14 protein-coding genes are annotated in these 21058 nt (G+C 47.2%); 3 read left to right on the top strand and 11 right to left on the bottom strand.

The genetic code is table 11. The annotated features are described in order from the left end of the window. Positions 1-216 precede the first annotated feature (216 nt). Complete coding sequence (locus MNQ98_RS06030; protein ID WP_241932379.1) at positions 217-1449, top strand: ROK family protein; 1233 nt, start codon at positions 217-219, stop codon at positions 1447-1449. A gap of 226 nt (positions 1450-1675) precedes the next feature. Here the strand turns inward: MNQ98_RS06030 and MNQ98_RS06025 are convergent, their stop codons facing one another. From MNQ98_RS06025 to MNQ98_RS06010, 4 genes are all read right to left on the bottom strand, one after another. Continuing rightward, the gene (locus MNQ98_RS06025) at positions 1676-2593 is read right to left on the bottom strand and encodes a hypothetical protein (RefSeq protein ID WP_241932378.1); all 918 of its coding nucleotides are present in this window, start codon (positions 2591-2593) and stop codon (positions 1676-1678) included. Positions 2594-2923: 330 nt separating this feature from the next. Continuing rightward, positions 2924-5482: a beta-mannosidase gene (locus MNQ98_RS06020; protein ID WP_241932377.1), complete on the bottom strand. Its 2559-nt coding sequence runs from the start codon at positions 5480-5482 to the stop codon at positions 2924-2926. 329 nt (positions 5483-5811) lie between these two features. Continuing rightward, complete coding sequence (locus MNQ98_RS06015; protein ID WP_241932376.1) at positions 5812-7353, bottom strand: DUF4127 family protein; 1542 nt, start codon at positions 7351-7353, stop codon at positions 5812-5814. Positions 7354-7769: 416 nt separating this feature from the next. After that, the gene (locus MNQ98_RS06010; protein ID WP_241932375.1) at positions 7770-8255 is read right to left on the bottom strand and encodes a DinB family protein; all 486 of its coding nucleotides are present in this window, start codon (positions 8253-8255) and stop codon (positions 7770-7772) included. Positions 8256-8404: 149 nt separating this feature from the next. Here MNQ98_RS06010 and MNQ98_RS06005 point away from each other — a divergent pair, with 149 nt between their 5' ends. Next, positions 8405-9352, top strand: a complete 948-nt coding sequence (locus tag MNQ98_RS06005) for a helix-turn-helix transcriptional regulator (protein WP_241932374.1) — start codon at positions 8405-8407, stop codon at positions 9350-9352. A 290-nt stretch (positions 9353-9642) separates the two neighbouring features. On the opposite strand, the gene MNQ98_RS06000 is transcribed toward MNQ98_RS06005, so the two are convergent. Continuing rightward, positions 9643-10533: a putative RNA methyltransferase gene (locus tag MNQ98_RS06000; RefSeq protein ID WP_241932373.1), complete on the bottom strand. Its 891-nt coding sequence runs from the start codon at positions 10531-10533 to the stop codon at positions 9643-9645. Positions 10534-11017: 484 nt separating this feature from the next. Between MNQ98_RS06000 and MNQ98_RS05995 the strand changes: the two genes are divergently transcribed. After that, positions 11018-12067 carry an S-layer homology domain-containing protein gene (locus tag MNQ98_RS05995; RefSeq protein ID WP_241932372.1) on the top strand — a complete coding sequence of 350 codons (1050 nt, stop codon included), beginning with the start codon at positions 11018-11020 and terminating at the stop codon, positions 12065-12067. A gap of 341 nt (positions 12068-12408) precedes the next feature. Here MNQ98_RS05995 and MNQ98_RS05990 read toward each other — a convergent pair whose 3' ends face one another. From MNQ98_RS05990 to MNQ98_RS05965, 6 genes are all read right to left on the bottom strand, one after another. After that, a complete protein-coding gene (locus tag MNQ98_RS05990; protein WP_241932371.1) occupies positions 12409-13332 on the bottom strand; it encodes an alpha/beta hydrolase in 924 nt (307 codons plus the stop codon). Positions 13333-13484: 152 nt separating this feature from the next. Further along, positions 13485-14726: an MFS transporter gene (locus MNQ98_RS05985; RefSeq protein ID WP_241932370.1), complete on the bottom strand. Its 1242-nt coding sequence runs from the start codon at positions 14724-14726 to the stop codon at positions 13485-13487. Between the two features lie 50 nt (positions 14727-14776). Continuing rightward, positions 14777-17875: a beta-galactosidase subunit alpha gene (ebgA, locus tag MNQ98_RS05980; protein WP_241932369.1), complete on the bottom strand. Its 3099-nt coding sequence runs from the start codon at positions 17873-17875 to the stop codon at positions 14777-14779. Positions 17876-17911: 36 nt separating this feature from the next. Then, positions 17912-18724, bottom strand: a complete 813-nt coding sequence (locus MNQ98_RS05975; RefSeq protein WP_208915537.1) for a carbohydrate ABC transporter permease — start codon at positions 18722-18724, stop codon at positions 17912-17914. Then, positions 18721-19722: a carbohydrate ABC transporter permease gene (locus tag MNQ98_RS05970; protein WP_241932368.1), complete on the bottom strand. Its 1002-nt coding sequence runs from the start codon at positions 19720-19722 to the stop codon at positions 18721-18723. The genes MNQ98_RS05975 and MNQ98_RS05970 overlap by 4 nt, the downstream gene beginning before the upstream one ends. 22 nt (positions 19723-19744) lie before the next feature. Continuing rightward, on the bottom strand, positions 19745-21022 hold the full coding sequence (locus MNQ98_RS05965; RefSeq protein WP_241932367.1) for an ABC transporter substrate-binding protein: 1278 nt from the start codon (positions 21020-21022) through the stop codon (positions 19745-19747). Positions 21023-21058: the final 36 nt, after the last annotated feature.

Below are 21058 nucleotides of genomic sequence, written 5' to 3'. Positions count from 1 at the left end.
AGCGCTTACAATTCATATGCGAAAAAAGCCTCTGTCAGTGCATATCATTTCATACTTGTTATGATTTCGCCCCTCTCCTCATCGACTTGAATATTAATCCTTATATAGGACTAAATATTTTCTATAAAATACTATAAGGTCTTTGGAATGTCAATCCTTCACTGTTACAATAGTTGTAGTACTCTCCAACCCAAATTAATCAAAAGAGGTTATGAAATGACGAAAGGAACCGCAGTCTTACGGCAGCAAAATGAGAAACGTGTCTTGGCCTTTCTGAGGAAAGAACGCATCAGCTCACGCCTGGACATCGCCCGTCATCTTAAAATCAGTAAAAATACAGTATCTCTTATCGTGGAAAAATACATCAAACAGCACATCATTCAGGAAGTCGGCACAAATGAGACATCCACTGCCGGACGGCCCAAAATCAAAATTAGGATCATCCCGAACTCTCTCAAATCGGTCGGAATTCTGATTCAGCACAATCAAGGTTATCTCGTAGTGACCGATTATTACTCCCGGGTTATAGATTCGGAAATCTTCACCCTGGACACCTCCGAACCCGGTCGCTGTCTGGACGAGATCGGGCGCAGAACCGCTGCGCTACTCAGCAAACATCCGGAGACACTCGGTGTCGGGGTGGGCATGCCGGGTATCGTGAACCCGGACAAAGGGTTTGTGCATTACTCTTCGCATTTAGGCTGGAGTGATGTTGATGTAAGCCAGCTGCTCTCCCTTCATATTTCCCTGCCTTTACAGGTGATGAACAACGTTAAGGCAAGCGCTCTTGCCACACTGCAGCAGTTAGAAACAGAAACGGCTGATTCCACCTTTTATATACGTATTGACGAGGGGGTTGGCGGAGCCTTTCTGATCCGGGACAAGCTCCATTTCGGCGGATCATGGACGGCTGGTGAAGTAGGCCATTTAATGATTGATCCCACAGGTCCCCTCTGCCAATGTGGACGAAAAGGATGCCTTGAAGCATTGATTCGTACCAAGGCGGTACGCCAACGCCTGCAGCAGTTGGAAGCAGCAGCAGAGTATTCGGAAGGAGAAGCAAGTTCTAATACGGGATCAGATGCACATGTCTCCCCTTGGGGTAACGCTGTAACTGACCGGAACACGGAAGACAAATCCGTTCTGATCGATGCTCCCTTGAATGCCTGGGAAGGGTTAACTCCGGAGGAGCGTGTGTATACGGAAGTCGGCCAATATTTAAGTACGGCACTCACACACATCATCCATCTATGTAATCCTAAACAGATCGTAATCGACAGCCCTTATGGTGATAGCGAGCACTTTAAGCAGATTACAATGAGGTTAACTCAAGGTAACACGCTGCGCTTTCCTTATGAACATACCGATATTCTGTTTGTCCGGAACCGGGAAAATCCGGCGGTCGGCGCGGCATTGTCCGTCATTCAAAATTTTGAAAACTACGAGTAGACCGGAATGATAAAGAGCCATGAAGGGATTAATCCTTCTATGGCTCTTTTGTAAATCTGCCTGTATTTTTGTTCTCTTCAAGCACAGCTATCAAACTCCTGCGGCAATTGGCCTGTGCTGTGATCAATCGCTGTCATGCAAGCACTACACTGAGCTTTGAGATCCTCTAGCAGTGAAACTAAAGCATCGATCTTTCTCCTGAAAATATTATCGTTGTTCTGTTGCATTAAGGGATAACGAGCAGTGGCTCCCATTGCAATCCTTCCCCGGTAATTTTCGTCCGAAGTTCGGATATTTCTTTCAACGTTTTTTCACGCTGAGATTCCAATGCCTGAATCGTCTGGTGATGCAGTTCATTCACTTTTTTCTTCGTGCTGTTGACCATATCCGTAATATCTTTTTTCCGAGCTGTATTGTAATCGGCTAACGCCGTAGTCAGTTCTTTATACAACTTATCATATTGTTTCTTCGCTTGAGTCTTACTTATTTTCCCTGTACGATATTTCCACATCGGGCTGTTCAAGGACGTATCGCTGGAGCTGTTGCGAAGCTTCCACATATTGCTGTTCAAATGCGTATCGCTCACGTTATTTTCCATCTTCCAGGCGGCGCTGTTCAAATGTGTAGGATTGATGGTTTGTCTATAAGTCCACATATAGCTGTTCAAATGTGTATCACTTAGCGCTTTACCCAGCTTCCACAGCGTGCTGTTCAAATGCGTGCGGCTAGCTGCTTGGGAGTACTTCCACATCGGGCTGTTGAGATTCGTCTCGCTGATATAATTTCTATACTTTCTCAAGTCATCAGCCATTGCACGGTTGTTTCCATATAGCCGATCAAGCTGCTTATAGTCAGCTTCCAGCTTCTCAATCCAGACCTTCTGGTCTGAAAGGACCTTGCTTTCCAGTGCATCCAATGCTGCGTTACTGGATTCATACAGTTGTTTGTAATCCTTGTCGATCTGCTCTTGATATGCTTTATAAGAATCTACTGTCTTTTTGTTATAAGTTTCGTACTGGCTCCATACCTGATTGATCCATTTTTTATCCGCAGCATCAACAGCGGAAGCAGGGAGTATGGCGGCGGAAGCAATCAAAAGCGCACACGCCATAAGCATGAACTTATATAAGAACATTTTTTTCATTGAGCTATTACCTCCTGATCATGTTTTACATAAGGAAACCAAGGAATATTTTACCTAATGGTAGTCTGTCTTCCAATAGTAAAAGGCCGAATTCATACTTTTGCACTAGCAAAATAACTCTTTAGCTTCAACAATGTCATTTCCTGGGGAATAATCGCGAACAGATAAGACTACGTTTCCTGTGTTATCCATAATAAAAGGTGATTAAAAGGTCTGCTGACCTAGGCTCCCGCTGTCTGTAATAGACCACAAAAAAAGCAAGCCACCCAAGAATGAATCTCGAGTTACCTGCTCTTGTTTTTCTGAAAGATAATATGCACAAATCGTAGATCACCGTGCTGCTAAAGACTCCGAACGGATGCAATCAGCCATTGACAATACCTTTACTGTTCCCGGGGACGCCGGAATGAATGCTGTTTCGCCAGAATGACGAGAGCTAAAGGAAATCTTCTTCGGCTTCCCAGGGATCAGGTCGAAGAAGTTATCGCTGAAAATGCCTTCTTGTTCTGAAGACAGCCATACCTGGCGAGCAAACACATTGCTCTCCACAATAAAGGTCGTACCGTCGCTACCCTGAACCTCTCTGACCGTGATGTCAGGGGTTTGCAGCAGAAGATGCTTGTCGGTTACAAAATAATGATCTTTGCTGTCCGCTACGTCCCCTTCCAGCTCCAACTCTACGTGTAGGACGACCGATGAAGGATTGTATCCACTGAGCAGTTCACTTACCTGCGTCTGATACACTACTAAAGCCTCCTGCGCAGCGACTTGCACGGGAAGGGATAATGCTTGCAGCTCTTTCCCTTCGAAACTGAGCAGCTGCAGCCGCAGGATACCTTCAATAGGTGCAGACACATCGGAAATCATATGAACTGAAACGATGCCCTTCTCCTGTTTCTGCTCTACCGCAAGACAGACATCCCGGAAGCTGCGCTTGGCAACATACTGCAATGCCTTCCATCGGCCCAAATAATCCATGCCCGCCCAGGAAGCGACCGGCCAGCAATCGTTCATCTGCCAATATAGCGTGCCCATACAATAAGGCTTATTGCGACGATGCGCTTCAATGGCTGTCTTCATCGCTTCCGCCTGCTGCATTTGGCTCATATACAGAAATGAAGTGAAATTCTTCGGCTCATGCATGTACTGGTCCATATAACTTTTGATCAAGCGATTCCCTGCTCCGTTCTTCTGGTGTGCCAGCATAACCTTGGATTCCAGCTCCATATCGCTCTCTTCAGCATACGTTCTTACCGTCTTGGGTTCTGGGAACGACTGAAAACCGTATTCACTCATGAAGCGTCCCACATATACGTTGTAGTTATCAAACGGCTCGGTATTGTGCCACACTCCCCAATAGTGGATATCACCACTCGTGGTTCCGGAATTGGCATGCTGATTCTTGTCCCTACTGAGTGACACGAGCGGAGAAGACGGCCAATACTCAGCCCCTGGTGCACAGCTCCCGACAGCCTCTGGCAATATCTCGTGGAATATGGCTTCGTAATCTCTCCATAGCTTCTCGCGAATGTCATTGCTGTACTGCTGCTTCCATCCCCAGCCCGCTTTCTCGTCATAATGCGCCCAAGCAGAGTCAATCTCATTATTTCCGCACCAGAGCACAATGCTCGGGTGGTTGCGCAGACGCGTCACATTCTCCTCTGCTTCCAGCCGAACGCTATTCAGGAACGCTTCATCCCCCGGATACATACTGCAGGCAAACATAAAGTCCTGCCACACCATTAACCCGTACTCATCGCACAGCTCATAAAAGATGTCCTCTTCGTAAATGCCTCCACCCCAAACGCGGAGCATGTTCATATTGGATTCGGCAGCAGACGCAATCTCATGACGGTAACGTTCTGCCGTTACTTCAGTTAGGAAGCTGTCATTCGGAATATGATTCGCACCTTTGGCAAATACAGGTATACCGTTCAATTCGATGTAGAACGAAGTGCCAGCTTGATCTGACTCCTGAACGAGACGGACGCTGCGAAGTCCGGTCCGTACTGAAGCGTGTGACACCGTCCGCTGCTCTGCTTGAAGTTCCGCACGGAATTCATACAAATTCGGCTCTCCAAGACCCCTACACCACCATAGCTTCGGCTCCTTGATTTCCATAGCAAGCTCTATCGTGTTACTGCCGCCGGTTAGCTGTGTCTTTCTTTCCCACTTCTGTCCTGCTGCTGTGACAATAAGCGTTCCATCAAAATCATCATTTACCTCAACCGTTACAACCGCCTTCATTCGGGCAACCGAAGCCGTCACCTGTTCCTGATGGATAAACACATCACGGATCACCGCCTCTGACCACGCCTCGATCCGGCACTCCCGCCAGATTCCGCTCGTCACAAACCGCGGGCCCCAGTCCCAACCGTAATGATATGGTGCTTTACGAGCGAAGATGCTAACCTTCTTCTCGCTCAGCCCTCCTACTTCAGATTGGTCATTATCTGCCGGGAGTGCATATCCGAGCTTCTCAAGCTTTGGCAGATCCTCCTGAATCGGGGAACGGAAGACGATACGGATATGATTGCTTCCTGGCACGAGCCGTTCCCTGACATCAATCCTCCAGGAGCGAAACATATTGTCCGCAGCCAGAACAGCCTTTCCGTTCACATACACATCCGCATAAGTGTCCAACCCGTCAAATACCAGCTCCAGACGGGACTCTGCCATCAGTTCATCGGAAACCTCAAAACTTGTTTCATATTCCCAATCTTGTTTATCAATCCACTGCAGGTCATGCTCATTCGTTTCATAGAATGGATCTTGTATTTTATCATTTCGAAGCAGATCGGTATGTACGCATCCCGGAACTCGGGCAGGCAACCATTCCTGTTCATCACAAGCTTTAAACGTCCAGTTATCCAGCAATTGTAGTTTCATATAAGCCTCCTCCATTCGCCCAAAATATAGCACCATATCTTTCTATCGTCAATAAAATTATCATAACGTTTTTATAATTTTAATAACGTTATCATATTACTTTTTAGTTAATAAAAATATTATCATATTATTCTTCCATAATCTGATTCTGTCCATGTGCTAAAATAAGGAACAGGGCAGGCCCAAAAGGCCCTGCCCTGTTAACTTTACGTCCCTATTTATGAAACAAAATGTTAGCAAAAAGGTTGCTCTTACGGGGATAGCCTGCTAATTCTCACTTCATTAGGAAGTGAGAGCGCAGGAATCTCGTGGCTTTAGCTATGAGAGGTTCAATCCTCAGCAACCTTCACTGTAACCCCAACTTCAAACATCCGGTTCCACGGCATGTACACATCTGTAATTTTAACTCTTGTATTCTCTGTATCCACATGTTCATGAATGAACTGCCCCAGCTTTTCTCTAACCAGTGACGCGATCTGCCCACGTCTTCCGTCAATCTCAAAATAAGAATATCCCATTTCTTGAACCTGACCTTGTGACAGTAATTTACGGACGGAAGCACAGTAACCGCAATCCTCCACATAGCGGAGGGCCAGAAAATCCAAGTGCCCTTCGGTTCTGCCGTAACGGGTAAAGAGCATCATCTGGGCAATGACAGTTCCAAGCGTGTTGGAGCTTGTGTTCCATCCGGCATACCCCGCAAGATCGAACAATATTCCCTTCTGGCGGAGCAGCTTTAATAACTGCAAATCCCCTCCATTAGCATAGGCTACATCCCCAACCGCTACAGGCTTGCGGAATCGCTTCATAATAAAGCTACCGTATTCCACCAACTCCACAGCATTACGTAGTACTTGATAGGAGGCCTCCGGTGAAGGCTGGTTGTTCGATTCGGTCATCTCAGCTCCAGGAGCATTTACGAGCAGAATCATATCTGCTTCTTGGGCACTCGCTGCCACTTGTCCACCAGCCGCTAGAATCTGATATTTCACACTTTCGAACAACGGCCTGTCTTCATACAGCGGCGTCACGAAAGGGGCACCTACACCTGAAAAACGCGGATACACAAAAGGCATATCACCGTTCATTTCATTGATCATTCGGGCTATGAGCGTGCATCCCGCTTCATCCGCACCCGGATACATCAAGGAAGACAGTTCCACATTCCTCAGCGTCATTTCGTCTCTTAGGAGTTGCTGATCCTTGGCGGTCCAGCCATAAGTCGCCGAATCATCCTGCGGGATAATAAGGAAGTCGATAATACCTTCCTCAACATACCGAAGTACTGCCTGATTGGCAGCACGATTAAGAGCCCTGCGTCCAAGATAGTCGGTTTCCACCTCTTCAGGCAGTACCTCCTCAATCCGCCGCAGCTCCTCAAGCTCATCTTCGGATGCCAAACCAAGCTCATGGCGATGAGTAATATAGCCTTTCTGGAACAGCTCACGTCCATACAGCCCGTAATACTCTGGTTCTTCATCCGAGCTGGAATATTGAGGGCAACGCATGATGAGATGCAGAGCAAACAGCTTAAGTTTAGGGTTCTGTCTCTTCAGTCCACGTAAACGATCTATACGTTTGCCTATTTCCTCTTCGTTCAGATCATGAAGTCGGGAAGGAACAATGCCACCGTACAGCAACGTATCCAATGCAACGATGGCACCGTCTGCATTCTTGCATTCCTCCTCCAACCAGACTCCGAGCCGGTCAGTATCACCAGGCTGCTTCTTCTGTCCCATAATTTCCAAATCCGGCCGAACCAGATTGACTCCAGTCCCATTAACCAATAAAGCAGGATACTCATAGTTACATGGCCGTTCATCCAACGGCAGGTATACAATCTTTACGTTTTTCACGTTTACTTTTTTCACGATTAGCGCTCCTTTTTCCCCATAGGATAATCCGGTAAACCACAACCTCCCTCACCTTTCCACCTCAGCCTGACAAGAGGGAATAGCTTTCATGCAGGATTTCTCCAGCAGCGATTTATTTTAAACAGCACCTGGGTTAACCCCCGCTTTTATAAAACGCTTTCATAAGTGTTTTTAACGGCATAGACACCCTTTCTACTTCCGAGTTTTAGATTCATTCCAATATTCTAATGTATGATTTCAATTCTGATGATCATGGGATCAGTTTATCATAGAAAAACTAGCTAACGGGAATATTTTTCCTTTTTATTTATATATTACGAACAATTTATTCAAAACTTCATTTGCAAAAAAAGAACCGGCCGCAGCCGATTCTTTATATTGGTGAATCATTAGGTATTCGCCCTTGAAGAGCTTTAGTAGAGATCAAACATATTCACTTCATAGCCCAGAGTCTTCAGGTAGCTAAACATCTGCGCTCGGTGGTGCTGTGTATGGGTTACAATCTCGATCAGCCATTTAGCTTGTACAGATCCGTGCTCCAGATAAAATGGCTTTGTTTTCTTATGCAAAAATTCCTCCTCCGAAAGTTCCTCCATGTAGTGTTTTACATCCACTGTGCCGGAGTTCATCCAGCCGATGAGCGTTTCTTTATCTGTTCCGGCAGCAATTTCCGCCTCGAGCGCGCGGATTTCTGACTCGCTTTTTTCTTGAAGAATAAGCAAGTCTACAGCCGGTACCGACACTAAATGATGAACGAGTTCCTGAAGGTTTCTCATATTGTCGGCGGGTCTGTAACCCCAATGTTCGGGTGATATTTTGCGGATGAGATTGCAGGAGGTTCTAACGATATGCTCCAGCTCTTCAAACAATAAATGCTTTACTTCATTAGTCGTGTTCATGTGATTCACTCCATTTCCATAATATTTATGTTCATTTTGCCGTCTATGTTCTAGGCTTGTTACTTATTGTAGATTATAATAGTGACAACTGTTGTCACTATTACGAAAAAAAATTAAAATCCTTAAAATAAATCGATGGAGTTATGGCTATGTCTAAATCCAAAAGACTCATGGAGTTAATGATGACCGTCAACCGGATGCGGAAGTTTACCGCGAAAGAGCTTGCCGACCAGTTCGAAGTGTCTCAGAGAACGATTCTAAGAGATCTTCAAGAGCTAAGTGAGCTAGGAGTGCCCCTCTATTCTGAAGTCGGGCCACATGGCGGATATCAGGTTCTCAATGAACGAATCCTGCCTCCGATTGCGTTCAGCGAGGAAGAGGCAGTCGCCATGTTTTTTGCCAGTCATGCCCTGCGTCACTATCTATTTATGCCCTTTGAAGCTGAGTCTTCTTCAGCGCTGAACAAATTTTACTTTTATATGCCTGGAGATGTGCGTGACCGGATTGACCAGATCAAAAACCGTATGGACATTTTCACACCGACCCGGCAGCAAAAAGCAGAATATTTGTCGATCTTGTTAGATGGAGCTGTGCAGCAAAAGGTTATCACGATTCAGTATGAATCCAAAGGTGGTTATTCGCAGCGAAATATCCAGCCGGTCGGCATCTATACCAGCAATGGGTTTTGGTACTGTCCTGCTTACTGCTTTTTGCGTAAGGATTTCCGTCTGTTCCGCTGCGACCGAATTCAATCGGCGGAGTATGACACCAGCGGGATTTCACCTATGGATCACCGCCATATCCACCTTGGCAATTGGGAATCGTTAACGAGACAGACCCCTTCCTATGTAAAGATTGCTGTAGAGCTCAGTCGGGAAGGTGTCCAGCGATGTGAGAACGAGTTGCAGCCAGTGCCGACCATACACATCTACCAGGAAGGTACAGGCCGGATAGAGCAAAATATCCCAGAAAGCGAAATTTTATATTTCGCCAAGTTCTTCATCGGACTGGGCAGAGAGGCGACTGTCAAAGAACCTCCCGAGCTGATCCGCTGTATGAAAGACATCTTGTCTGACATCATGGCAAAATATGAATGAGACAGATCGAATTCAACTGTTACACTAAAGACTCTTAGCCTGAGCATCACTACGGATGCGGATTATTCTTCCGATCGCTCTTACCCCCAGATTTCTTTTAATATGTTTAATAATTGTTAAAATCCGGGGGCAAAGGCGAACACTCCGTTTCTCCAGAAAAATTCCGCCTTCTCCGTTGGAGACTTCTATTTCTTTAGTTCAATCTACTCTATTGTCGCTGATCTCTTAAATAACCAAAAAAAGCGCCTGATTCTCTTCAAAAGAACTAGGCGCTTTTCAAATGAACTATACTATTTTTTTCTACCAATCAGAATGGAAAAGTCGCAGCTGATTTCGCTCAGGTCATGACTCAGAACTTGCCGGACTTGTTCTTCCGCTGCCCCCCAGGATAACGGCGTCATGTACACCAAATGCTCCAACTGTACCGGATCGAGGCTGACCTTATATTGGAGCCGTTCTTGATGCAGCAGCTCAAAGCCTCGGTTGAACAGTTCCACGGTCTGCTCATTGGAATATTCCCGGCGCTCACTTTCCCTGTAAAGCAAGTTACGCAGTTCTTTTAGGTATTCGCTGTCCGGTATAACCTTGATCAGTATCCCGTCATCTGTAAGCAATCTCTCAAATTCCGCATAATTGGAAGGAGATAATATATTCAAAATAACGTTAAACGACTTGTCAGCAAACGGGCATTTTGCCAGATCAGCAACACACCATATATTAGACCCATCATCCCGCGTGGCCATTTGGACGCCCTCTTTCGAAATATCAATTCCAATCCCCAGAACTTCTTCTTTTACAAGAGAGCTTGTCTTCTTCCTTAATGCGGTCAGATGAGATCCTTCTCCGCATCCAGCATCAAGAAGAACTATTTCCTTGTCCTGGACAGACTCCTGTCGCCGACTTATGATTTCACTCAATCGGACCAGCATCGGCTCAAAAAAAGACGCCTCATTTATCATTTTTCGCGCATCAAACATCCGTCTGTCATATTTTGTCTTGGACGGGTTTGTCAGCATATTGACATAGCCCTGCTTGGCGAGATCAAACCGGTGAAGGTTTACACAGAGCAGGCTTTTCCCGTCGTCTACTCTCAAAGCACCTTGACATACCGGGCATCTGAACAACGCTTCATTCTGCTCCATAAGCCGGGCACTTGCTAACAACTTCCCGCTTCTGGTCATCTATAACACTCCATTCATTATCTGTAGGTCCAGATTCATCTGAAAGCTGGAAAAATATCGCGGATCATCCGCTCCGGTTATCATAACACACTCCTCGTTCCATTTACGACTGATGCAGCAAGTGGCTAAGACAGACCAGCGAATTCATTGACCAGAACATTTGATCAACCGTAATAAGCAGCAGATTTTAGCTTCTCCTGTTGAGTTTACTAAATCCAAGAGCCTCACTCTCCTCTTTCCACACATTATAAGAATTTAACAATACTACCAGGCTTGCGATCCCTCCCTGCGTCCTATTACGGAATAGTTCTTTACTTCCCCATCGCTCCAGTGATGTTTAGTCCTTAAGTATGTTAGTTCCAGAATATTCCTAGTTAGAATTAACCATCTTTATATATCCGGTCCTGTATGTCTTGACCGCTCGAAATATCGACTTATACAATGTATTTTGTAGAAATTTAGCATATTAGATGGAGGACTGTAGATGTTGAAGCTAAGACTATTTGCCCCCCTGCTTTTGGTTATGTCATTATTTATAGGATCAAGCCAAGTATTTGCGGGTGTAACTTTTCGCGATACTGACAACCACTGGGCGAAGGCGACTATTGAGTGGGGAGTCGAGAAAGGAATAGTGAATGGGTATGCGAATGGTACGTTTATGCCCAACCAAAATGTGACCGAAGCGGAGTTCATCCGTATGCTCGTGGTCGGCATTGCGGGCAAGGATTTAGAGGAGACTTACTTGACCGAATTCTGGTCGGATAAATATTATAACTTCCTTCATTTTAAAAATTATCCTGTCCGCGGTTTTGCAGACAAGAAGATTCGGAGTACCTATATTACACGTGCCCAAGTCGCGGAACTTGTCTCCAGCGCGGATGGAGTCAACTATTCAGGAGAACAAGCCATTCAATATGTACTCGGCAAAAAGTATGCACTAGGACGGATTAAGGGCGAGAATACGATCCGGGGATTTATGGGCCATGAGACCATCACCAGGGCAGAAGTGCTCCAGCTCATTAAAAATCTGACGAATCACGGTATGTCCAACCTGTACGACCGCCCGACCGAAAGCAGCCCTACGGCCAGCCTCCCAAAACTTCCCACACAATGGGATGTATACCGGGATAATATGTACATAGTAATCCGTCAGAACGTGTTCACAAAATATAGCGTATATCGCATTTACGACGACGGCGACAGCCGTGTAGTCATGACCCGAACGAAGCAACAGGGTCAAGTCGATAATGCAGTTACTGTACAATTTGAACCTCAAATCTTGTCGTTCAGCAGCATATCTCTGTCCGACAGCAACGACAGCACGCAGCGTAATATGCTTGCGGACGTACTGGATTTGTACGGCTTCAAAATCGATAAAAGCTATCTTCTGACCAAGATCGATTCAGCGGTCAAAAACAAAAAGGAAATTCAGCTGAAGGTCAGTGGAAAGACAATCGTCATTGATCCCCTCATCTCCAGCCCGGAAGGACAAATCAAGGTTTACTATAAATGGTGGGATCTTGCCCGCGCGTAACCTTTGTACTTACATATCATGATGAGATAACCATTTAAACTCTTCGTCTTTGTTTCAGCACTACGCATGCGGATCATCCTTCCGATCCCTGTTATCCCCAGATTTTTTCAGAATGGATAGTATGGTCAAATCCGGGGATAAAGGGGACCACTTCGTTTCTTCAGCATGATTCCGCCTTCTCCGTTGAAGCTAGGTACCTCTGATGTACAGCAAACAGCCGAAGAACAATTCACTGAAGAAAGCGTTTCGCCAGTTGGGGCATCTCCTTTGTCCGTTATGAGACGCTACGAGTACGAAGCGTTCCTTCAATCTCTCTTGCCCCCGAATTTCCTGAATTGTTCCTACCAGCTCCTCATTAGAGCGGCTACGTCTCCGATTGCCTTATGTCCGGCCTGACTAATTCCGCCAAGCTGGAAAAAGCCGTGGTTTACGCCCAGATATCTCTGGCACTGGGCATTCACCCCCGCTTTCAACAAGCGGCGGTAGAGCTCCTCCCCTTCATCAACCAGCGGGTCAAACTCCGCCGTTAATATATGTGTATCCGGGAGTCCAGCCAAATCGTCCCTATATAAGGGGCTGGCCTCAGGATGTTCGGGAGTTGTATTTCCCTCAAAATACGCTTCAAATCCGCTGAGCAACATATCCCGTGTAACAATGTAGTCGTCGCCATATTGGTCATAGCTTTTACTGGAGCCCTTAGCATCCAACATCGGATAAATCAAGATCAAGCGCTGAAGCCATGATAAGCCCTCCGATTTCAACCGCAAGGAAGTCACAATGGCGATATGCCCACCGGCGCTGTCTCCAGCTAAGGTAAGCTTATCGGGGTTCCCACCCCAAGCCGACGCCTGCTCCCTGATGATCCGGATAGCCTTCACGGCATCATCATGCGCAGCAGGATAACGGTACTCCGGTGCGAGCCGATAATGTACGGCCACAACCAAGCAGCGACCCTGGTTGGCCAACTGCCGCATCTGACGGTCATGCGTTTCGAGATCGCCACTTACAAAGCAGCCACCGTGGAAATAAATCATCACGGGAAGATTGCTCTCATCCAGCGGTCTGTAAATCCGCAGCTGAACCTCATCAAATTTAAAATCTTCGATCCTCCAGACAGGCTCCGCCTCACCTGCAAGATCAATCGTTGCCAAATACCCCTCGCGTCGTTCCTCAAAGGTCTGTAGCCTGGCCGAAGGGCGGCCGGCCCGAATAAATTGTTCCACCGATTCCCTTATTCGGGGTTCTAAACGGTCGAGTTCTGTCATCTATGTATGTTCCTTCCTTTCTTTTGCAATGATTAATTCTATCTCTATCATACACGAACCTATGTTTCTGCCACACCCAAAAAAACGAGCAATAAACTTATCTGACATAAAGAAAGCAGCCCTTCATTATAATCAGGGCTGCTTCTTCAACATCAAGCTCCAATACTGCCGCTTATTCTCTTTGACAATACCGGACGAATCCACCAAATATAATACAATCCGCATGCCAGAAGGGCTCCAGCCGTTGCCAAAAAAGGAAGCTGATAGTTTTGTACGGACAAAATCAAGCCGGAGGCAAAGGTAGCTAATGACGATCCTAAACTTCGGAAAACCGATCTCATGCCTGCGTATAAGTTTCGCTCTTCATCTTTAAATGCAGACATCAGCAGACTATCCAAAAGGTTAGACAGCATCGTCGCACCTCCGCCGCGCAGCAAGAACATAACCGCAAACAGCCATACCGGCATGATCATGTATAGAGATACACACAGCAAGATATTCACCACAAAAACGGAAATAATGGCTATGTTGTATCCGAATCGTTCCATAATATATGGAGTCAGTAACGAACAGATAAACAATACGATACCGTTGATTGCCAGTAGAAGTGATACCTGATCATCCATCCAGTCCAGACGGAACTTTACAATGACATTCAGAAAAGAGCCTGTCAGAGCGATAGAGCCTCCAAGCAAAGCCGTAAACACAGCAAACAGCCACAAAGTTCTGGACGATATTTTAGCCATTAATATGGAAAATCCTCCAGAGGGCGATTTTTCTATCGCTTCCTCCTGTGATCTCTTCCTTTCCGTTGGCAGCCAAAACGCTCTTATGACTCCATGCAGTACAAGCACCAAAGCGGTCAGCAAGAGAGTAACTTCATATCCCCTGCTCCCCTCAAAACCTTTCGCAATGTAACCGGCAGCTAAGGTACCTAAACCCGTAAAGGCAGTAAAGACAGCAAACATTAGAGAATATGCGCGTGCCTCTTCTTTCCGGGACTTGCAATAATGGAAGAGCAACTGGATCTCTGTTGTCTCGACAAGCGTTAGACCGGCGGACACCAGAATTTGAGCAGCATAAAACCAAATCAATTCCTCACTGACCGCAAACAGAACATTTCCTGCCGCGATAAAGAATACTCCGGCTACAAGCAGCTTCTTTCTCCCTATCCTATTAGCTAGCATTGACACGGGTATGGCAAGAACCCCCATAATCAGAATCCCAGTGGACACCAATGCTCCGATCTCATCTTCCTTAAGACCTCTAAAAAGCAAGTGTAAATTTAGAACAAGTGTGTATAGACCAATACCTACACCGTAAAATGCTTCGCTAATGAGAAAGCGGCGTACACCCGTAGACAGCTGAAGCAGGTCTTTGATGTAAAAGGACATGTCATTCCCCTTTTCCTGAAATCCGGTGCAACCTTATACGAATAACAATCTTATTCATATATTTTCGCTTCCGAACGCATTCGGTAGCTTAGTGCCCCCGGATCCGTGTCCTCCGCCGCATAGGCCTGTAAAAGGATACGGAACTGGAAAGGTTCCGGCTTGACGGTATGCTCGGGAGATTGTGCAGGACCGCAGCTGTTGCTTCCAAGCCCGTTCTGGCGGTAATCCAAATTGAGCGTAATAAAATTGCTCGGAACAAGATCACTTATATGCATGGCCGCTTCCAGGCCAATGTCGGTGTACCTGCTTGCGCTAAAATTGAGAACAGGCACACCCGTGGCAAGAAGGCCCGTCCCAGCACCATCTGCAATAGAGATCCACCGGACATCCGTACGGTTACCGTTCTCCTGCGGATAAATATAAGGCGTAAACAAACCGTCCACCGAGCTCCGGTATTCACCAAACCGCCCCGCTTCCTTGCTGTCCGGGTAACTTTCACCCGGTCCTCTGCCGTACCACCGGACATTCTTCATATCTCCCGCGACCTTCAATTGAAGCCCGATTTTCGGGAGCATGGCGGGTGGTGTTCCTATCGGTTCTCCCTTCACGTCCATCATGATCAAACCACTGGAAGTGATCGTATAGGATGTTTCACAGCGGAAACCCCAATCATAAACCGGTGGCGCGATGCGGGAGTTCCACTGGATTCGAACACAATTATTATCCAGGCGCTTCCACTCAAAATGATCGATCCGCTCCGTCAACCGGTCCAGATGCGCTTTACGCCAATCCGGTAACACATACATATCGTTATCAATCGGCGGACGCCAAAAATTCAGCCGCGGCCCACCAAGCGTAATATTCTTACCGTTCAAACGCAGGGATTCAAAACCGGGATGAAGCGAATCCAGGGAAAGCTGGAAACGATCGGTCTCGACAATAAGTCTTCGCTTCTCCTCGGTTAACCGGAGCTCCTGTTGCCGTATCGGGTCCAATCTGAATTCAGAAACCGCCGGGGCCCGCAGCGTAAATTGAGACCATGCTACCTCGTGCCCTCGCGCAGCCCAGCGGCAATCTGCAGCTATCGTAAAGGAAATTTCAAGCCACATTTCCGCATGAGGATCGACACCGGCCTCTATCTCGTCCGCGTTCAACGGAACCAAGATTTCTTCATTCTTGCCAGGTTCAATACGGGGAATCGGCATTACTCCACTATGAACAAGCCGGCCTTCCGCCAGAATCCGATAATGGGCCTGAAGATGATCCAGCGTGATGAAATCATACCGATTCATAACGAGAAGGCGTCTGTTATCGAGCATTTCGACACGGACCGGTTCAATGACCTTCTTGTATTCCAGAAGTCCAGGGGAGGGTGTACGGTCGGGACGCACTAAACCGTCGATTACGAAATTGCCGTTATTCGGCACATCCCCGTAATCCCCACCATAAGCATAATCCTCCCTGCCGTCCGCTGTCTTTCTGCTCAGCCCATGATCTATCCACTCCCATACGAAGCCACCCTGCAGACGTCGATGCGCTTCGAAGGTATCAAAATAAGGTCGCAGTCCGCCCGGGCCGTTGCCCATCGCATGGGCAAACTCGCACAAAATATGTGGCTTGGGATGATCCGTCATTTTACCGAAAGCATCCATCTTCTCGACAGACGAGTACATGGTGCTTACCACGTCACATACCTCGGCTTCCCGGTCTTCCTCATAATGAATCAGTCTCGTTTGATCGTTCTCCCTGCACCACTGAGCCATCGCACGGAAATTGCACCCAAACCCGGATTCATTGCCAAGTGACCAGAACAGAACGGACGGGTGATTTTTGTCCCGCTCCACCATTCGGCGGACCCGGTCGACGTAGGCCTCCTTCCAATCCGGATCGTCGCTTAAGCGTGAGATATTGCCAAGCAGCTCGAATCCATGTGTCTCCAGATCCGTTTCCTCCATAACATACAATCCATATTCATCACACAGATCGTAGAACCGCGGATCATTCGGATAATGAGCCGTTCGCACAGCGTTAATGTTGTGCTGCTTCATTAAAAGGATGTCTTCTTGCATCGTTGACAATGTAACGGTTCTTCCCGTATCTGGATGATGATCGTGGCGGTTTACTCCCTTGAGTAAAATGGCCCTTCCATTCACCAGGAACTGGCCGTCCCTCACTTCTATACAGCGGAATCCGACGCGCTGTGCGATGGTCTCCAAGAGTTGGCCCTGTGAATCCGTCAAAGTAATGACGAGGTGATATAAGGTCGGGGATTCGGCACTCCACAAGGCTGGTTCCTCCACTGCCAGTTCAAATTCCTCCATAGAGGAATGAGCAATGCCCCTTTCAGCGGCTGCAACCTGTTCACCAGTACGGTTGAGCAGCTGCAACTTTACGTTTCCTGCGGATTCAGTTCCCTCCAGATCCATCCGGACGTTCAGATTGGCGTTTCGGTACTCGGCATCCAGCTCTGTGATAACGCGAAAATCAGCAATGCGGAGGGCAGCAGGTTCAGCAATCAGATAAACGTCCCTGAAAATGCCGCTTAACCACCACATATCCTGATCCTCCAAATAGCTTCCGTCGGACCACTGGTATACCCGAACCGCCAGCTTGTTGATTCCAGGTTTAAGAGAAGGCGTCAGGTCGAACTCAGAGGTTAGCCGGCTCCCCTGACTGTAGCCGATAAATGAACCGTTCAGCCATAAATGAAACGCACTGTCCACGCCGTCGAATTTGATACTGATCTTCTGTCCTTTCCAATAATCCGGAAGCTCGAATTCACGCACATAACTGCCTGTCGGATTCTCATTTGGCACATGCGGCGGATCTACCGGAAACGGATAATACAAGTCCGTGTAGTGCGGACTTCCATAGCCCTGCAGCTGCCAGTGTCCTGGAACCGGAATATCCTCCCAGTCAGACACGTCGAAATCCTCTTGATAAAAGGCTTCTGGAGCAGCTTCAGGCTCCTCCGCATAATGAAATTTCCACATCCCATTCAGCGATTTATACCAATCTGATCTGCCTCTGTCATAACTTAAAGCTCCTGCCATGTCTGCGAAGGGAATAAAATAAGCACGGCTCTTGGAACGATTTCGCTCCAGAACGCCGAGTTGTTCCCAGTCCCGGCCTAAACGATTGTCCTTCATTTATGTCTCCATCCTTTCCAAGTGATCTTTATCTAGCTATCCTTTTATCCCTGTAGTTGCGATTCCGCCGACGATATAGCGCTGAGCAAAGAAAAATACAGCGAGCGGCGGAATTGAGATCAAGCATGTAACGGCCATAATGGATTGCATATCGACGCCATGCATCCCCTTGAACTGGGACAATCCAAGCGTGAGCGTGTATTTCGTCTGATCATTCAGGAAAATGAGCGGACCCAGATAATCATTCCAGCAGCTCATCATTTGGAACACGGCAACAAGAATCAGGGAAGGCCCCATCAGCGGCACGATAATCCGCAATAACACCGTCATTTTTCCGGCACCGTCAATCGTCGCCGCTTCATCGAGATCCCTCGGCAGGGTCATGATGAACTGGCGCAGCAGGAAGATAAAATAAGCGGAGCCGAACCAAGACGGAACGATAAGCGGCTTCAATGTGTTGATCCAGCCAAGGTAGTTGAACTCCATGTATTGCGGAATCATGGTCACTTCCCATGGAATCATCATGGTAGCCAATACGATGAGAAACAGAGTATCCCGTCCCTTAAACTCGAATCTGGCGAACCCGTAAGCCACCAGTGTGCAAGATATCAGCTGTCCAAGCGTCGCCAGCACCGTAACAATCAACGTATTTTTTAAAAACATATTGAAGGGCTGAATGTTCCATGCCTCCGCAAAATTGCTAAACTGCCACACTTCCGGAAACCATTTTGGAGGAAACAGGTAGAGCTCCTGCTGTGACTTCAGAGCTGTTGTTACTGCCCAGAACAGGGGGGCAATGAACAACAGGGAGCAGCATATGAGCATGGCATACGTGAGCACTTTTTTCATATGGATTGCTCCTTTCTGCTGGCGTTAGCCTTGCTTTTGGCTGGCTTTGACTGGCTCTTTTTCATCTCGCCCTCATAGAACACCCAGGCCTCCGACGATTTAAACACGAGGAACGTCAATGTCAGGATGATCAGGAACATGAACCATGCGTTCGCTGCAGAGTAACCCATTTTAAAGTATTTGAAAGCATTCTCGTACATGTACATCGCGTAAAAATACGTAGCTTTCATCGGTCCTCCGCCCGTGAGCAGGAGAGCAAGAGTTAGCTGCTGGAAGGCAGCAATAATGGAAGTAATCAAGTTAAACAAGATCGTTGGTGTTATCATCGGTATCGTCACACTAAAAAATTGTCTGATCTTTCCCGCTCCATCTATGGATGCCGACTCATACAGATCCTTGGGAATTCCTTTAAGCCCCGCCAGAAAAATAAGCATCATGGCGCCCTGACCCCACAGGCTTGCAATGACCATCGCTACCAAAGACCACTTCGTATCGTTCAGCCAGTCAGGTCCTTCGACACCAAACACCGATAAAAAGTAATTCAGTATTCCATAATCCCCGCTGTACACCCAGGACCAGATCATGGCAAGAGCCACACCGGAAATGACTGACGGCAGGTAGAACGCTGTGCGGAAGATCGCACTCCCTCTAACTTTCTGGTTAAGCAGCATGGCAAGTCCCAAGGCCACAATGATATTAAGCGGTACGAACAAAGCCGCGAACTTTAAAGTGACCATCAGCGATGTCCAGAACAACGGATCATTAGAGAACATTTCCTTATAATTGTCTATACCGATAAAGGTCACTTTACCGACAATCGGCCAATCAAAAAACGAAATCACGAGGGAAAATAACAGTGGACCTAAGGTGAACACTACAAATCCGAATATCCATGGAAAAATAAAGAGGTAGGGCGTAGCCCCACCCCATCTTTGTTTTCCCAATCGTTTCGGGGCGGCTGTCTGCTTTTGTGAGTGGGGCACATGAGTCTCGGCCATCTCCGAACCTTCTTTCTACATGTTATTTCAAATAACGTTCGCTATCCTTAACCGCCTGATTCAGCACTTCCTGTGCGCTGCTTCCAAACATAACGGACTCCACAGCCGCCGACAGCTGCCGGTTCACTTCATTCCACTTCAGATTCAGCAGGAAAGCCGGCGTATTATCCGAACGCTCCAACATCGTATAATACGGTTTGTACAGCGGGTCTTGGTCCTTCTTCAGCTCATTAACTACACTTACCCGAACAGGGAGGTCGGCCACCCGCATTTTAATAGCTTCATCCGACACGTAAAATTTAATGAACTCCCATGCAAGGTCTTTATGTTTGGAATCTTTTGCAATCGACAGCGCGGATTCCGCGAGGATTCCTTTAACGGGCTTGCCGGGGAACGCCGGCATCTCCACGGTACCTACATCAATACCGGCATCTCTGAAGCCTTCTAGTGGCCAAATTCCGCTTTCCCATATCGCGATCTTCCCGGCTTTGAAAATATCCTCTCCGCTTTGTTGTCCCTTGCCGCCGGTAAGCACGGCAGAGCCGTTCTTGATCATGTCTCCCAGCATCTGAATCGCATCCGCAGTTTCTTTGCTGTTCATAAAGCCTTCAATCGTCTTTCCGTCCTCCGAAACAAAGGAACCTCCGTTGCTCCATACCAGTCCTTGAAGATCATACGTATCGTTTTCAGCCCGGACACCAAAGCCGTACTGCTTTTTGGATTTATCCGTCAGCTTCTGAGCGATCTCCTGAAATTCATCCCATGTCCATCCATCGTTCGGATAAGCAATGCCCGCTTCATCGAACAGCTTTTTGTTATAGTAAACCACCCGGGTTGTGAAGCCAGCCGGAATACCGTACAGCTTATCCTCGATCTTCCCGTAGTTGAACAATCCCTGATAAAAATCATCAATATTTAAGTCCTTATCATCGCTTGCATAGCTGTCCAGTGGCTCCAGCGATTGGTGATACGTAGGGAAATCCCACATATACATCACATCCGGTGGATTAGCTGCACCGAAGCCTGCAGCAAGCTTTTGATCGAAACCATCCGCATAGGCTTCAACCTGCACTTTGATTCCCGGATTCTTTTCTTCAAATTTTTTGGCGATTTCCTGCTCGATTTTGAGCGTATCTCCTGAATCCCAGGTAGCAAACCGCAGTGTGGTGGTTTTTGCCGACGAATCTCCGCCCTTTTCCTTATCCGCATCGGAACTTCCGTTACCCCCGCACGCGGCCAGCATGGTTCCCATTAGTGCCACAATGGATACCAGAGTCATCCATGACATTCTTTTTTTCATATTGTCAGCTCCCCCTAAAGTATTGAGGCCATTATT

The sequence above is a fragment of the Paenibacillus sp. N3/727 genome (assembly GCF_022637315.1).
In the GTDB taxonomy this organism is placed as follows: Bacteria; Bacillota; Bacilli; order Paenibacillales; family Paenibacillaceae; genus Paenibacillus_AQ; species Paenibacillus_AQ uliginis.
The sequence above is the reverse complement of the archived record's forward strand: the minus strand, read 5'-3'. Positions and strand labels throughout refer to the sequence as shown.